This is a genomic window from Exiguobacterium sp. SH1S21 (assembly GCF_004337175.1).
Lineage (GTDB): Bacteria > Bacillota > Bacilli > Exiguobacteriales > Exiguobacteriaceae > Exiguobacterium > Exiguobacterium aurantiacum_A.
Window position 1 is genome coordinate 1 of record NZ_SJUY01000012.1, and the last position, 15,689, is coordinate 15,689.

A 15,689-nucleotide genomic window follows, 5' to 3' on the forward strand; every position below is an offset into this window, starting at 1 on the left:
ATCGAGTACTACAATCATCGTCGCATCAAGAAACGACTAAAAAACCTGAGCCCGGTGGAATACCGGACCCAGGTTCTCGAAGTCGCCTGACAAATTATTTAGTGTCTAACTTTTTTGGTTCAGTTCAGGTCAGGGCTTTTTGTGTGTGTTGTAATAGGCGACGATGTCAGGCAAGTAGTCTTGTAAGTCCGGGCAAACGATGCCGGTCCCGTTTAACGCCCGGAGCGTCTGCGTCGTGTCGAAATGGACTTGATGCTTAAAATAGGCGAGCAGTTCTTTTGGAACCCCATATCGTTCCGATAGCTGCAAAGCGGAAAATCCGGTTTCTGCGGCGAAATGGGGAATCGTTCCGCGAGGCGAGCGACCAAACATCGCTTCATGAATCATGCGGTACACTTCCCGAGCCCCATGCGGGAACGGATCGGTCAAATGGAACGTGCGCTTTAGACCGACTGGGGCGTGGGCGAGATAAGCAGTCGCTTCGACCACGTAGTCATACGGCACGAGGTTCACTTCGATGTTTTGCCGTCCGATATACGGGAGCGGCGCCGCTTGACGCAACTGGTCCATCAACTTCAACACGAAGTAGACGCCATCGAATTTTTTCGTCTCTCCGGTTTTGCTATGGCCGATGACGATACCGGGACGGATGATCGTCGCGGGTATCGAACCGAGTTCACGGGAGACGATGGCTTCCGCTTCATACTTCGTAGCCTCGTAATGGTTTTTAAACTGGACCCGATGCCATAGCTCGTTCTCATAGACGGTCCCTTGGCGGCGTCCGGAGACGTAGGCGGTACTAAAGTAGACGTATCGTTTTAACTGTTTTGCCCGTTTGGCGAACGCCGTCATATGCTTCGTCCCGAGCAAGTTGACTCGGTAGCCGACGTCATACGGGATGCTCAAGTCATAAGCGGCCGCTAAGTGGAAGATATAATTCACTTCCCGTTCGATGACCGACCGCATGATTGGGTCGAGAATGACTTCCGGGAGTGTGATATCGGCTTCAACAAGCACTAACTGCTCGTCTTGAAGCGAAGTCGTGGCCAACAGTTCTTGTTTCAAAGCGAGAGCTTCTGGTCGTTGTGCCGGTAAATGGAGCGCATAGATCGTTCCAATCTGATCCGGCAATGTTGCGAGATGGGTAATCAGCTTTCCTGCTAAAAATCCTGGGAAACCGGTAAAGGCATATTGATTCATGACGTCTCCTCCGCTACATCTAACGTGAACGTGAACGTCGAGCCAACGCCTACGCTCGACTCGACTTCGATGCTGCCACCGTGCGACTCGATGATCTCCTTACAGATTGACAACCCGAGGCCGGTGCCTCCGATTTGACGCGTATCTGAATTGTCGACACGGTAGAATTTTTTGAACAGTTCTTCGAACGCGTGCTCGGGAATCCCGATTCCAAAATCTTGGACGGACACGTGGGCTTGCTTGTGCTCTTTCCGGACGCGAACTTCAATCTCATGACTGTGAGGTGAGTACTTGATGGCGTTTGAAAGCAAGTTGATGATGACTTGCTCGATCCGGTCTTTGTCGGCGATGAGAACGAGCAACTCGTCGGCATCATCGAAATGAATCGAGTGGTCAGTCGTCTCGCGGAAGCGTTCGACGACTTCACGCACGAGCTCGTTCAGGACGAAGCGGTCTTGCTTATACTCTTGATTGCCATCTTCCATGCGCTGAATATCAAGGAAGTCGTTCAACAAGTCCGTCAACCGCTTCGCTTCTTTCGCCATCGTCTTTAAATAGCGCTCGCGCTTGTCCTTCGACAAGTCACGTGTCAGCATCAATTCGATGTATCCCGATAGAGAAGATAATGGTGTTCTCAACTCGTGTGAGACGGTGCTGACCAACTCGTTTTTGATTTGGTCCATCCGCTCTTCTTCGGTCCGGTTGCGGAAGACGAATAAAAAGCCACTATCCATCCCAATCTGCCGCTTTGTGTCCATTCCTGTTCCGTACATCTCATAATACTGTTCGTCGCGATCGTTCGGTTGCGGAATCGAAAAACGGAGCGACACTTCACGAGCCGACCCGTCGAGCAAGAGGTCGATTTTTTTTAACATTTCAGTGCGATCACGGCCCCGGAATGTCGTTAGGAGCGGGATGCGTTCCTGCATCTTGTTCGGAGCGATGCCAGGCAGGTCGAGTAAGCGCCGGGCATGTACGTTCATGAACAGGACACTACCGTTCGATTCGGTCAAGACGAACGCCTCGTTCGATGCTTGCAGAATCGATTGGATGATGTCGCGCTGACGAGCAATCGCATTTTTCTCTCGTTCAAGCATGCGCTCGACTTTTTTACGGTCACTAATATCGCGCATGACGGCGACGCGGAGCGTCTGGCCTTGGAACGTCACTTCTTTCGGATAGACTTCCATCTCTAAAAAGGTACCGTCCTCGCGCCGTCCGATGACTTCGTACGGGGTTTGAATGTGATTACGGACTCGTCTGAGGACATCGGCCCGGTAGCCTTCCGCGATAAATTCGATCGTTTGGCGTCCGACCATGTCCTCGGCCGGGATACGGAAGATCGTTTCGGCTGCCTTGTTCGCGTCAAGAATCGTTCCACCTTCATGAAACAGGACAGCTTCAATCACGGACTCAGCAAACATGCGGTAACGCTGCTCTTTATGGAGCAGTTCGCCTTTGAGCGCGATTTCAGGGCTGACATCAAAGACGAAGAAAAAGAAGCCGATGATTTGATTGTGTTCATAGACCGGCTGCATGAACAGTTTACCGACAAAATGGGTGCGGTCTTTGCGCTGAAACTTCCATTCTCGGTCTCCACGATCGAGTGCGACGCGCAGCATCTGTTCGAACGACAACAAGCGCTCCGTCTCGTCCTGATAATGCGTCCGCTTCTCACTCAGTTCTCGCGACTCGAACAAGGCGAACGGTGTCATTTCATAGAGCACTTCGTGAGGTTGATAGCCGAACAGCTCGGTCGCTCCTTTATTGAAGCGATTGATGAGCAGATTGGCATCTGTCATGATCATCGCCATGTCGAGCTCGGTATGCATCATCGCCTCAAATGCGTTATGTTGGACCGTGACCCGCGTGTCGAGCGGGAGCGGCTCGATGGAGAGAATATATATATGTTCATATGGGATCGCATGGACGCGAATCGTCGGCATCTCGTATATCCAAGGAAGTCCTTGCTCCATCCGGCGCGACAATTCCATGGTGAGAGGTGACTGGTTGACCATGTGGAAAATATTCGTTTTCGTCTGTAAGTCTTCAGGAAACTGCTCCATGAACGGACGATTCGCCTGAACGATCGTACCGTCCTTCGTAATCAGCGCGACGCCGTAAGGTAAAGCGTGCAGCAGTTCGTTTTGGAGATACATCCTTTTCTCCATTAACGTTTGATCCCTCCTTCTTTATATCAAACGGGTACATTTGGAATACATTCGACAGAAGACCCTTTGTTTTCCTGCATTGATTCGGTAAAGTAAATAAAAGAAACGGTAGGGAGGACGATTGACGTGAAAGGAATGGCGCTTAGCCTATTGATCGCCATCGGATTATGGTGGTTTGAAGCACCGATGTGGAGCGTCGTCACGGTGCTCGCTCTCGGGATTGCTTGGCTCATCTGGCGGATGCGCCTGTCGACGATCGATCGGATTGATCGAATGGACGGCCGTGAGTTTGAGCTGTTTTTAGAAGAAGTATTCACAGCGCTCGGGTACACCGTGACGGTCACGCCGGCGTCACGTGATTTCGGGGCGGATTTGCTCCTTGAAACGTCGGACGGCTGGTCGATCGCGGTCCAAGCAAAACGCTATGAAAAAGTTGTCGGACTCGAAGCGGTCCAGCAAGTAGCCGCGTCCGTTCCATACTACGGGGCGAACGAAGGATGGGTCGTCACGAACTCGTCCTATACGGATAGTGCCTACGAACTCGCCGAACCAAATCAAGTTCGTCTGATTGCAAGAACAGAGCTCGAACAGCTGCTCAAACAGGCAGGATTCAAGCGCTAGAATGGCGCCTGTTCACAGCTTTGACAGACTGGCGGATTGTGTCGAAGAAAAAGGGGTTGTCTTTTTCCTCAAACGGTGCAATAATCATCTTCGTCATATGAAATATGTAGTAGTTGAACAGAGAAACACGACTACTAGAAATTAAATTGGGGTTTCACAGAATGACCAACCGAACAAACACAAAAATCGAGGTTGGAACGTAGTAGGAGGAAAAAGCGGTGCGCAAATTAATTTATGTAAAAGGTTGTGTCTTTACGCAAGGCGAGGCGACCATTTATGACGAAACAAATGATGCGATCGGATCTGTTCACCGCAACGCGGAGGGCAATGTCCAAGTGCACAACTTGTCCGGTCGACAAATCGCTCACGGGAAGTACATCCCGAACTGTCAAAAGTGGGTCGTCATGAACCATGACGGGCAAGCGATTGGTCAATTAAAAGACAAGTTCTCGTTATTCGGGAAAAAGTGTGAATACAACGTCTATGAACGCGGTCTCTACACGATTCAATACGACGTCGAACGCTACAAGTTCAGTGTTCGCGATAAAGCTGGAAAACTTGTGGCGGAACTTCGCAAACAAGATGACGATTCTTTCTGTTTGACGAAAGAGGCGGATCAGCTCTCGATGTTCGAGTTGTTGTCAGTTTTGAAGACGTTGACGGTCAAATCACGGATGCCGGTCGCCATGTCAGTCTAACCAATATGACGAACATCAGTCACTGGGACTGGTGTTTTTTTGCGTTCCACAAAAAAAGCTTCATTTGATTGGCTCAAATGAAGCGGCTTAAATAGTGTTTGGCCTCGATCTCGAGTGTCGTCACGCGGTGCGCATACAAGCATAGCTTCAGAACGTGCATGATGTTCGGATGGGTGTGTCCCATCTTCTCGATCGAACGCTTCGCACGAGTATCTAACATCTCGATCGGGCTCGTCGACTTGGCATACTCCGCGTACAAGCGGTAGAAGTCGATCGGGGAGATGAGATCGTCTTCGTCGCGGTCGGGATTGTTGAAGATGAGTGCGAGTAGCGAGCTCGTCTCTTCGAGCGAAAACAGATGCTTCAAGTCGTCGAGCAAATAAATGATCGCAGCCTGTTGTAGCGAATATTTTTTACCGACCCGAGGGACACCGATGATTTTGCGAACTTCGCGTTTCGTCCAGTTTTGAATCGTCGTCGCGGACAAGTGTTCTCCGGTCAGTGTGTTGGCCAGGGCCACGATTTGATTAATCGACAATCCGTTCTTTTCAATATGAAACAAATGGATTTTACGAAGCTCTTTTGGGAAATGCTCACGCACCTCTTCAGGAAAAAGTGAGATGGCCCGATCGACGTCACCAACCCGCATATAGTGAAGGCAATCAGCCAACGTTTGAATCGAAATTGCGTCGCGCATACAGGCATCCTTTCTATAGCCGACTTCGTTCGCGGGCTATACAGTCATTTGACCTCATTCTACCAAATGTTTGAAAAGGAAGCTAGGTTCTGGCCTGATTAAGGTATAATGAATACGTATAAAAATCGCACATAAAGGTGGTCCAAGGATGAATGAATGGGTCAGTTCTATTCTGTCCATCGTCATTGTCCTGGTGTTTCTCGTCGGTCTCGAACAGATTGGCAAGCGCCTCGGCTGGACGGATGAGACAATTCGAAAGAGCGTACATATTGCGGTCGGGCATTGGTCATTGCTCGCCGTCTGGTTGATGGACACATGGTACATCGCCGCCATACCGCTCGTTTTCTTTACGTTCGCAAACGCGTGGCTTCTATATAAGAGCCCGTCTCCGGTCCATCAGACCGAGCGGAAGTCGCTCGGGACCGTCTATTACCCGATCGCACTCCTCGTCATCTTGTTCTTCTTTTTCGAGACGGAACCGCTCGCCTTTTTAGCGGGCTCGCTCGTATTGGCATGGGGAGACGGCTTAGCAGCCCTCATTGGACGCAAATACGGGACGGTGATCTATGACCTGTATGGGCAAAAGCGATCGTTCCAAGGCAGCATGGCCATGTTCTTAAGTTCGTATGCGGTACTCTTTTTATTGTTTTTGTGGAAAGATATTCCGATGTGGCAAGTGGTAACTTATGGGTTTATCATTTCCATCATAGCGACGCTAACAGAAGCGATTTCGTATCGAGATTGGGATAATTTCACAATCCCGATTGTCGTCGCCGTCGCGACATCATTATTGTTGTAAACTATTCGCTAGATTGTAAAGAAAACGTTGCTTGTCACTCTCGGTAAACATTTGTATACTGTGTTTCGTACTGAAACCATTCAGCAACGTGTCCGAGGCGAACTTTTTCGCTTGCGGCACTAATAAAATAGACCGTAAAGGATTGAGGCAACGCATGAGCTTTTTAGACCAACTACTCACAATCATCCCGGCCGAGCGCTTCAAGCAAGACGAGCCGCTGTCAGCACACACATATACAAAACTGGGCGGGAAAGCGGATTATTTCGTGGCCCCACACACGTATGAAGAAGTTCAAGCCGTCCTTGAGCTCGCCCATCGCGAAAACGTACCATTCATGATTCTCGGTTTCGGTTCCAACTTGATTGTTCGAGACGGCGGCCTGCGTGGCATCGTCTTGAACTTGAACGAGTTGAACACGATTCGCCGTGACGGCAATCGAATCATCGCCCAAGCAGGAGCGGCCATCATCGACGTGTCGCGCCAGGCGCTCACTGAAGAGCTGTCTGGACTGGAGTTCGCATGCGGTATTCCAGGAACGGTCGGAGGCGCTGTCTATATGAACGCGGGTGCCTACGGCGGCGAGACGAAAGATGTGATTGCGAGTGCGGTCGTTTTGACGCCAGACGGCGAACTACTCACGCTCTCGAAAGATGAGCTTGACCTCGATTATCGAACGAGCCGAGTTTCGAAAGAAGGATTGATCGTCTTAGAGGCGACGTTCGAACTCGATCCGCTCGGTTATGAAGCGATCAAAGACGTGATGGACGATTTGACGCATAAGCGTGAATCGAAACAGCCACTTGAATATCCGTCATGCGGCAGTGTGTTCAAGCGCCCGCCTGGTTACTTTGCCGGCAAACTGATTCAAGATTGCGGACTGCAAGGCAAGCGCATCGGCGGGGCGGAAGTATCACTCAAGCACGCGGGTTTCATCGTCAATATCAATCAGGCAACAGCGACTGAGTACATCTCGCTCATTCGCCACGTCCAAACGACAGTCAAACAGAAGTTTGAGATCGAACTTGAACCTGAAGTGAAAATCATCGGTGAGGACATCGCCGTTGAAAACGCATAAACATACGAAAGACGCCCGAACGGGATTTTCCGTTCGGGCGTCTTTCTGTCCGCATATTTCGGATGTGTCCGATTACGCGTGGAGCTGCTTCGTGACCGCTTCAGAAGCCGGCACGAACGTATAGCCGAGGTCGCGGGCGACGGCTTCGTATGTGACCGTACCGTCGATGACGTTCAACCCTTTGAGGAGCGCTGCATTTTCGCGAAGCGCCGGGAAGATTCCTTTTTGAGCGCACTCGACGATATAAGGCATCGTCGCGTTCGTCAAACCGAGCGTCGACGTGCGCGGGACCGCCCCTGGCATGTTGGCGACGGCATAGTGCTGCACACCGTAGCGTTCGTACGTCGGTGCGTCATGCGTCGTAATATGATCGATCGTCTCACAGATCCCGCCTTGGTCGATGGCGACATCAACGATGACGGACCCCGGTGACATTTGTTGCACCATCTCTTTCGTGACGAGTTTAGGTGCTTTCGCGCCCGGGATGAGGACGGCACCGATGACGAGGTCGCTTTCGGCGACTTGCTTCGCGATATTATAGCGGTTCGAGATGAGCGTGTTGATCGTGTTCCCGAACTGGTCGTCGATTTGGCGGAGACGAGCCGGGCTGATGTCCATGATTGTCACGTTGGCTCCGAGACCAATCGCGATGCGAGCCGCGTTCATCCCGACGACACCGCCCCCGATGACGGTGACGTTCGCACGAGGCACTCCAGGAAGACCTGATAAGAGGATCCCTTTGCCGCCATGCGGTTTTTCTAAAATTTGCGCCCCGATTTGAGCAGCCATCCGACCTGCGACTTCGCTCATCGGTGTGAGCAGCGGAAGCGTGCGGTCGACTTCGACCGTCTCGTAGGCGATGGCGGTCATGCCTGAATCGACGAGCGCTTTCGTGAGTTCAGGTTCGGCCGCTAAATGTAAATACGTGAAGAGCGTAAGGTCTGAACGGAAATATTGATACTCTGACGGCTGTGGCTCTTTTACTTTCAAGGCGAGTTCAACGTCTCCCCAAACGTCCTGTGCTGAATCGACGATGCTTGCCCCAGCGTCGATGTACTCCATATTCGTGAAGCCGCTCCCGATGCCGGCTCCCGTCTCGACGAGCACCTCGTGTCCGAGTTCCGTCAAGACTGATGCACCCATCGGCGTCAACGCGACGCGGTTTTCGTTATTTTTAATCTCTTTCAATACCCCGATTTTCATGTGTAGTTCCCCTTTCTATCTGCTGACACAATTTGTTCACACCTCTAGTATAGACCCAAGTGAAATCGCTGTCTTTAGCATGGATTCTAAAAGCGACAACCCCCACTTTGTGATTTTTCACAAAGTGGGGGTCAGTCGTCTTGACGATATTGTCCGGCCTTGATCGCTAAATAAATAGCGGCCCGTTCCGGGAGCGAGACTTGGGTGATGCTCGTCAGTTCTTCAATCCGTCGAATCCGATACAAGACCGTGTTTGGATGGATATGGAGGTGGGCGGCGACTCGTTTGACGTTCCCGTCAAAATAGAAATACCATTCAAGCGTCGTCACGAGTTCGGTGCGGTGGACTTGGTCATACGCCTGCAACCGTTCGATCGTCGGGTGCGTCTCGAGGCGCAGGCCGATTCGTCGGGACAAATCGGGGACGAGTTGATAGATGCCAATTTGCTCGAACGCCCGGGCACTAGCGAGCTCGAACGGGAACTTCCGGCGTAGCGATGTGACCCGTCTTGCTTCCTCGGTCGCGGCATAGAGCGTATCGCTTTCGAAGAAACGCCCGCTAATCCCGAGGCGAGGTTCGGCGTCAGTGAACTTGTCTTGAAGTTGGATCTCAAAGCGATCGGCCCACTGGAGGAGGGCGGCCTCTTCTTCAGACAGCTCGGACTTCATATAATGCCAGACGAGCAGTTGTTGGCCGTCGATAGCGTGGAGGACGACCTCGATCGCTTCTTGTGTCGCAAGCGCATAAAATAACCGCTCAGCGAATTGCGGAGTGATCGGCTGCAAGCAGTCGATAATTGTCAGGCGACTCGCAACGGCGATTGGGGCAAGTTCGTTCAAGCGCTCCCGATGTGCGGAAGCGAGGTATGGCGAAGCGAGCACTTCTAAAAAGAAACGCTCGAGTTCGGCATCGATGCGACGTTCGTGCATGGCGATCGTCATGAGCAGTTTCTTGGCGATACTTGCCCCTTCCTTCAAGACGGTGAGCTCCTGCTCGGAGAAAGGGGTCGTCCGGGCCAGGCTCCAAATGTAGCCGAGCACGTCTTCTTGCTGCTTGATGACGACGGCGGCGCGCTCGCCTAGACCGATGGCCATCCGGGCCGGGATAACGACAGGCTCGTCTCGGTCGATCAGCTCTTGCAGGATACCGCTTTCCCACAAATCTTCGATGACGGCTTCCGGGACGCGACGGCCGATGATGGTCGCGATCCTAGCCGGGTCGGTCGAGTCGGGATGCGTGCTATAGGCGAGTAGCTGATGGTGGCGATTTTCGATCGTGATCGGTGCGCGAATCGCTTGCCCGATCGCTTCAGCAAGCGTGTCGAGTGATTCATATGATTTCTGTAAAAAAGGCATGTCGATTCCTCCTCTCTATCACTATACCGTCTCTGTTGTGAAAGTTCACAAAAAGATGGACAGTTTTTGAGAGGGGACCGACATGCCTGTACATGTGTATCGTTTACATTGGGAAAAATAGTCCGACGACGAGGCCGAGCAATGCGCCGACGATGACTTGGTACGGTGTATGGCCGACGAGTTCGTTCAAAATCGGCGTGTCGTGCTTGATCCCTTTAAAATAGTCGTTCAATAGACGGGCTTGGAAACCAACGGCTTGACGGACGCCGGTCGCGTCGTACATGACGATCGTCGCGAACGTGAGCGCGAGGGCGAACATGCTTGAGTCGAGGCCTTCAGCCCGGCCGATCGCGGTCGCGAGCGCGACGACGGTCGAGGTATGGGAGCTTGGCATTCCGCCTGAGGCGAACATAATTTCAAGTTCAAAGTCACGTGTTCGAATGAGTTCGGTCACAAGTTTGGCCGCCTGGGCGATAAACCAGGCCAGTATTGCGGCGAGTAACGGTTCGTTAAAGAGCAATTCAGTCACTTCCTGTCTGACAATAGTATCTACACTATACCCGATTCCATGCCGCGCTAGACGTAAAGTTTCTGTCAAAAATAGCGTCGCGGGCAAATGCCCGCGACGCTATTCGGTCGATTTTTGTTACCCGACGACGCCTTCAGTCTCTTGAAGTTTTTCCGCGATGTTCTCGATGATAAAGCGGTTGCGTGGATGCTCCTGACACTCTTTCGAGCATGAACGCATCTGTTTCGGCTCACACTCTTCACAGCAGAAGTGTTGGGCATTGCACTCCGGGTTGGCACAATTAACGTAACGGACCGTCTTCGTTCCACAGTGCATGCACGTTGAAACGACTGACGGATTGACCGTGTTGACCGGGACGTTGATGCGCTCGTCAAAGACGTAAAGCTCGCCGTCCCAGTTTTCCCCTTGTGTTGCTTCGTCCTTGCCGTACATGGCGACGCCGCCTTTTAAGTGGAAGATGTTGTCGTGACCTTGGTCACGCATATATGCGGTAAATTTCTCGCAACGGACGCCTCCGGTACAGTACGTGAGAAGTGTTTTCCCTTCGTAGAGGTCTTTGTTCTCCTCAAGCCAATCTGGCATGTAACGAGAAGCCTCTACGTCGATTTTGATCGCATTTTTGAAGTGACCAAGATCGTACTCGTAGTTGTTACGAACGTCGAGGATGACGACATCATCGCGATTCATCATCTCTTTCCATTCTTCCGGTTCGAGATACGCACCATGTTGTTTAGGCACGTCGAACTCGCCATCAAAGCGCCACGTCACGAGCTCTTGTTTGTGACGGACAAAGATTTTCTTGAAAGCATGCTCTTCGACTTCATCGATTTTGAACTCGATGTCACTGAAGTATGGATTAGCTTTCAAGTCGTTCATGTACTGTTCGGTTTGTTCCCAAGTGCCCGAGCACGTCCCGTTGATTCCTTCCGAAGAAATCAAGATACGTCCTTTGATCCCGAGATCCTTACAATACTTGAGGTGTTGTTGTGTCAGTGTTTCTGGGTCCTCGATGTTGACGTACTTATAGTACAGTAAGACCCGCATTGGTTTTGTTTCCATGTTATTGCTCCCCTGTGTTCAGTTTTTTGCAGGAAAACGAACGTTGGGTTGTGTCGTTCGACGAATGAACTTGCCTGCAACCACAAGTCCATTATTATATGATAGATATCACAGTGAAATTTCGCAAATACTTTTTATTTTTTTTTGAGGAGAGCAGGGGGATGAGTCCTCTTGAACGAATTCGGGTAAAAGGTAGTAACGAAAGCCGAAGGTGGAAACTGAAATGCTCACATCACTCCAACAATATATATTGAACATCATCGAATGGCTCCAAGGATTGCCGGGAGGTCCTTGGGCTGGACTCGGGGCCCCGTTCCTAGAAGCGATTTTCCCGTTCCTCCCGCTCGTCTTGATCATCTCGGCGAACGCGGCCACGTATGGCTTCTGGCTCGGTGTGCTCTTATCGTGGATCGGCAGCTTGGCAGGGACACTCCTCGTGTTCGCCGCCGTCCGATACGTGTTCCGCAAACCGATGACGCGTTGGCTCGAAAAACATAAACAGGGTGTCTATTGGCTCGATCGCATCAACCATATGAGTCCAATCTCGCTCGGATTCTTATATTCGTTGCCGTTCATCCCGGTCAGTTTGATCACGTACTTACTCGCCTTGATTCAAATGCCGCTCCGGACGTTCGTATTAGCGGCCGGATTCGGGAAACTGCTCGTCGTCGTCATCTTCTCAGTCATCGGTGATCAGTGGCAAGAGTTCATCCAAAGCCCGTTCCGCTTGTCGATGCTCGGCTTGCTCTTGCTCGTGTTGTGGGCGATCAGCCGGGGGCTCGAAGAACTTCTCAAACGGCGCGCCTTCAAAAAACGGAACGAAGAGCTCAAACGTAAACGTGAAGCGAGAACATAAAAATCCTCGAAGGCGACCGCCTTCGAGGATTTTTGCTTAGTTGGTTTTTTTGAAACGTGGGAAGTTGAAAACGATCGCCAAGCCTCCGCAAATGAACAGGAGGAACGGATAGAACATATACGGGACGAGGGCGGGGGACGCCGTGTTCGTCAACTCGGCGGCGATGAGGAGCTGCGCCCCGTAAGGCAGAAGTCCTTGTACCCCGCACGAGAAGATGTCGAGTACGCTCGCTGACTTTTTCCGTTCGATGTCATACGTATCGGCGATATTCGCGGCAAGCGGGCCTGCTACGAGAATCGAGATTGTATTATTCGCCGTCGCGACGTTCGTCGCACTGACGAGCCCGGCGATGCTCCATTCCGCACCAGCCCGGCGTTTAATCCGTGACGTGAGTGCGTCTCGTAAATATGTGAGTCCACCGTTATGCGAGATGAGTCCGACGAGTCCGCCCATGAATAACGTCAAGAGCGAGATCTCGGCCATGCCCATCATGCCGTCGGCCATCGCCGTGACGTAAGACGTGACGGCCAAGCTTCCGTCAATCAGCCCGATGATGCCAGCGAGCGCGATGCCCCCGAGCAAAACGAGGATGACGTTCAGTCCGGTCAAGGCGAGGACGATGACGGCGAGATACGGAATCAATTTGTACCATTCGAACGCGGCCACTTCAATCGTCGATTCTCCGCTTGAGAGAACGGCTAACAGGACGGTCGTGATGATTGCGGCCGGGAGCACGATCCAAAAGTTGGTCCGGAACTTGTCGCGCATGTTCGTCCGTTGTGTCCTTACGGCAGCGATTGTCGTATCCGAGATGAACGACAAGTTGTCTCCGAACATGGCCCCGCCGACAACGGCCGCGGCCGCGATTGCGATATTGACCCCGCTCTCTTGATGGATGCCGAGCGCGATCGGGGCGAGCGCGGCAATCGTACCGGTCGATGTGCCCATCGCCATCGAGATGAAAGCAGCGATGACGAACAGTCCGCTCAGTAAGAGTGACGGCGGCAGGAACGTCAAGGCCGCGTTGACCGTCGCGTCAATCGCACCGATTGCACCGGCGACGCTCGAGAACGCGCCGGCGAGCAGGAAGATGAATATCATGATCAAGATGCCTGGATTGCCGGCACCTTGGGCGATGCGCTCAACGGTCTGAGTGACGCTTCCTTTCGTCATCATCGCAGCGACAATTAAAGCGATCAACGCCGCGATCAGCACCGGGAACTTGTAAAAGTCGCCATAATAAATACCCGCCCCGATGAAGAAGACGAGGAAGACGAGCAAGGGCAAGAGCGCCCATTTGTTAGCTGTTGGTTGTTCCAATCGATTCACCTCATTTCAAAGAATAGAAAAAAAGAGCCTTCCGAAAAAGGCTCTCTCTGTAAGAGACACCCTTTTCATCTTTCGAGCAGAACGCTCGCTGGATTTGGCACAGGTTACCCGCTGCCGAGACATCTAAGGGCCAGTCCCTCCGTCTCTCTTGATAAAAAGTCGTCATGATGTAGTTGTTAGACACGTTTCCTAACGTACCTGTTTCAAATCGGGTTGTCAACAGAAATCCCCCTGCGCCAGTGGACGCGGGGGGAAGTCATGTCGTCAAAAAGTTGTAATGGGCGACGCGGTTACGACCGGCGTACTTGCCGCCGACGTAAAGAGCCCGGTCAGCGTTACGGATCGTATCGTCAAGCCGTTTGTCGCCGAACGCTTGAATCGTATCGACACCGATCGAGGCGGTCACGGGAATATCGACCCCATCGACACGGAACGGCTTATCTTCAATCTTCTGCCGAATCCGTTCGGCGATATCGACGGCTTGGTCGACGTCGCAATGATTGAGCAGCAAGATGAACTCCTCGCCCCCGTAACGGGCCGCAAAGTCATCGGTCCGGAGCACTTGCCGGATTCGCCGCCCGAACTCTTGGAGCACGTTGTCTCCGACTTGGTGACCGTGCGTGTCATTGATTTTTTTAAAGAAGTCGATGTCGAGCATCGCGACCGAGATCGGGTACATCGAGCCGTCCGAGATTTGTTGAATCCCATACTCGTAGAACGCGCGCGCGTTGGCGAGCAGCGTCAAGCTATCGGTGCGGCTTTCCGTGTATAGGCGGTCGCGTTCGTGGCATCGGCTGATCGTTCGGTTGAACGATTTCAACAGTTTTACCATCTCGTTTTGAATGATGGGCGGATAGCCATAGACGTGTTCACCGATCATGACGATACGTGTCCGAATCCCGTCAATCTCTTCTGACTGGACCGAGATGAAGCTGTGGTAATCGTCATGAAACGCATCTGACAACGCTGCGTCCCATTCGAAGCGCATCTCATAATCGACAGACTTGGCGTGTGGATGGCGCGCATCCATCAAGTCGAAGACGAGCGGACGGTCGATCGGCTGTCGCGTCAACAAATCGAAATAGAGCGTTCGGTCGAACAGGACGAACTCGACAAACCCTTTATCATATTGGTTGAGGCGTTCACATTGACTCAAGAACACTTCAATCGCCTGGGCCTCGCTTTGAGATAGGGAGACGGCCTCTTTCGCTTCATCGTACTGTTCGATCAATGACTTGAACGCGTCTTGGCGCCCTTTTTGAATCATCAACCGCTTAATAAAGAACGTGAGGGCGGCCGCAATGCTGCTGACGACGAGCAAGTTTGTCTCACGGAAAAACGACGCGGCAAAGATGAAGACGAAACTGACGATATATGTGTAAAAAGCGATGTTCAGAAAATCTCGGACCGGAATATCAACGCGGAACCACCAGCCGACTTGATATTTTTGGACAATCGTGTTCAAGATGATGGCGCTGATCAGACCAAGGAGCGGGACAAACGAATCCTGCGAATAGAAGCCAAGACCGGTCTCACCGCCGAGTGCCAAGTAAACACTTGCCGGGATGGCGATTTCTAAAAATGACGTGATCGCGTTCCAAGGATAAGTGAACCGGAAGCGGCGGAGCGCGACGCGCGGTTTTAAGTTGGCGAACTGAAAGACGAGGAGTCCAATTTGGTTGACGAGGAGCGCCGTCTCAAAATCAAAGAATAAAAAGATGATGAGGACGATGCTTTCTGAAAACGTGAAATAGACGCCTTTCCGTTCAATCGAGTCCATTTGGAAAATGATGACGAGCAGCGCGATCAAGATGAACGGAAGCGGCTCGATCGCCGGAACATCAAGGACACCGGTTGTAAACAAAGTGATGGTCAGTAAAACGATCAAACTCCAAATGCTCCAACCGAGGACGGACATCTTGCGAAAATGATTCATAGTTCCCTCCTGTGTGGGAAAAGTCTTCTCATATGTATGGTAGGAGATTCGGCACGGTTGCGCCCGAGTCCTGCCTATTCATCATAATGGCTGAATTCTAGCATTGAGTCTACATCAAATATCCTCTATAATGAAGTTGCTTTTCAACCACATAGACGAAA

Annotated in this window: 15 protein-coding genes, 1 riboswitch and 1 other annotated feature (1 of these 17 running past the window's edge); of the genes, 6 read left to right on the forward strand and 9 right to left on the reverse strand. The window is 51.8% G+C overall.

Annotated features, from left to right (window positions below):
- Positions 1-90 (forward strand): IS3 family transposase (locus EVJ24_RS13640; RefSeq protein ID WP_131441643.1); only part of this gene is annotated, 90 nt, incomplete at its 5' end.
- 39 nt (positions 91-129) lie between these two features.
- Here EVJ24_RS13640 and EVJ24_RS13645 read toward each other — a convergent pair.
- Together EVJ24_RS13645 and EVJ24_RS13650 are read right to left on the reverse strand one after the other, a co-directional pair.
- On the reverse strand, positions 130-1,200 hold the full coding sequence (locus EVJ24_RS13645) for an SDR family oxidoreductase (protein WP_131441644.1): 1,071 nt from the start codon (positions 1,198-1,200) through the stop codon (positions 130-132).
- Positions 1,197-3,371 carry a PAS domain-containing sensor histidine kinase gene (locus EVJ24_RS13650; RefSeq protein ID WP_131441645.1) on the reverse strand — a complete coding sequence of 725 codons (2,175 nt, stop codon included), beginning with the start codon at positions 3,369-3,371 and terminating at the stop codon, positions 1,197-1,199. The genes EVJ24_RS13645 and EVJ24_RS13650 overlap by 4 nt, the downstream gene beginning before the upstream one ends.
- 135 nt (positions 3,372-3,506) lie before the next feature.
- Here EVJ24_RS13650 and EVJ24_RS13655 point away from each other — a divergent pair, with 135 nt between their 5' ends.
- Both EVJ24_RS13655 and EVJ24_RS13660 read left to right on the forward strand, forming a co-directional pair.
- On the forward strand, positions 3,507-3,992 hold the full coding sequence (locus EVJ24_RS13655) for a restriction endonuclease (protein WP_233589717.1): 486 nt from the start codon (positions 3,507-3,509) through the stop codon (positions 3,990-3,992).
- A gap of 218 nt (positions 3,993-4,210) precedes the next feature.
- Positions 4,211-4,690, forward strand: a complete 480-nt coding sequence (locus tag EVJ24_RS13660) for a hypothetical protein (RefSeq protein ID WP_131441646.1) — start codon at positions 4,211-4,213, stop codon at positions 4,688-4,690.
- Between the two features lie 73 nt (positions 4,691-4,763).
- Here EVJ24_RS13660 and EVJ24_RS13665 read toward each other — a convergent pair whose 3' ends face one another.
- Positions 4,764-5,387, reverse strand: coding sequence for a DUF1836 domain-containing protein (locus EVJ24_RS13665; protein WP_071398882.1), 624 nt, complete (start codon positions 5,385-5,387; stop codon positions 4,764-4,766).
- Between the two features lie 148 nt (positions 5,388-5,535).
- On the opposite strand from EVJ24_RS13665, the gene EVJ24_RS13670 reads away from it, so the two are divergent.
- The gene (locus tag EVJ24_RS13670; RefSeq protein ID WP_070329189.1) at positions 5,536-6,186 is read left to right on the forward strand and encodes a diacylglycerol/polyprenol kinase family protein; all 651 of its coding nucleotides are present in this window, start codon (positions 5,536-5,538) and stop codon (positions 6,184-6,186) included.
- A 154-nt stretch (positions 6,187-6,340) separates the two neighbouring features.
- Complete coding sequence (gene murB, locus EVJ24_RS13675; protein WP_131441647.1) at positions 6,341-7,261, forward strand: UDP-N-acetylmuramate dehydrogenase; 921 nt, start codon at positions 6,341-6,343, stop codon at positions 7,259-7,261.
- Between the two features lie 72 nt (positions 7,262-7,333).
- Here murB and ald read toward each other — a convergent pair whose 3' ends face one another.
- The 4 genes from ald to trhO form a co-directional block, all read right to left on the reverse strand.
- The gene (gene ald / locus EVJ24_RS13680) at positions 7,334-8,464 is read right to left on the reverse strand and encodes an alanine dehydrogenase (protein WP_071398884.1); all 1,131 of its coding nucleotides are present in this window, start codon (positions 8,462-8,464) and stop codon (positions 7,334-7,336) included.
- Positions 8,465-8,595: 131 nt separating this feature from the next.
- Positions 8,596-9,819: a PucR family transcriptional regulator gene (locus EVJ24_RS13685; RefSeq protein ID WP_131441648.1), complete on the reverse strand. Its 1,224-nt coding sequence runs from the start codon at positions 9,817-9,819 to the stop codon at positions 8,596-8,598.
- Between the two features lie 103 nt (positions 9,820-9,922).
- Positions 9,923-10,348, reverse strand: coding sequence for a divergent PAP2 family protein (locus EVJ24_RS13690; protein ID WP_070329193.1), 426 nt, complete (start codon positions 10,346-10,348; stop codon positions 9,923-9,925).
- Positions 10,349-10,465: 117 nt separating this feature from the next.
- Complete coding sequence (gene trhO, locus EVJ24_RS13695) at positions 10,466-11,407, reverse strand: oxygen-dependent tRNA uridine(34) hydroxylase TrhO (protein ID WP_131441649.1); 942 nt, start codon at positions 11,405-11,407, stop codon at positions 10,466-10,468.
- A 223-nt stretch (positions 11,408-11,630) separates the two neighbouring features.
- On the opposite strand from trhO, the gene EVJ24_RS13700 reads away from it, so the two are divergent.
- Positions 11,631-12,263 (forward strand): TVP38/TMEM64 family protein, encoded by a 633-nt coding sequence (locus tag EVJ24_RS13700; RefSeq protein ID WP_131441650.1) that lies wholly within the window; start codon positions 11,631-11,633, stop codon positions 12,261-12,263.
- Between the two features lie 36 nt (positions 12,264-12,299).
- Here EVJ24_RS13700 and EVJ24_RS13705 read toward each other — a convergent pair whose 3' ends face one another.
- Both EVJ24_RS13705 and EVJ24_RS13710 read right to left on the reverse strand, forming a co-directional pair.
- The gene (locus EVJ24_RS13705; RefSeq protein ID WP_131441651.1) at positions 12,300-13,583 is read right to left on the reverse strand and encodes a Na+/H+ antiporter NhaC family protein; all 1,284 of its coding nucleotides are present in this window, start codon (positions 13,581-13,583) and stop codon (positions 12,300-12,302) included.
- Positions 13,584-13,654: 71 nt separating this feature from the next.
- Positions 13,655-13,750, reverse strand: a riboswitch (SAM riboswitch).
- A gap of 98 nt (positions 13,751-13,848) precedes the next feature.
- A complete protein-coding gene (locus EVJ24_RS13710) occupies positions 13,849-15,528 on the reverse strand; it encodes a GGDEF domain-containing protein (protein WP_236637669.1) in 1,680 nt (559 codons plus the stop codon).
- Between the two features lie 156 nt (positions 15,529-15,684).
- Positions 15,685-15,689 (forward strand) — a binding site (T-box leader); it runs 207 nt beyond the window's last position.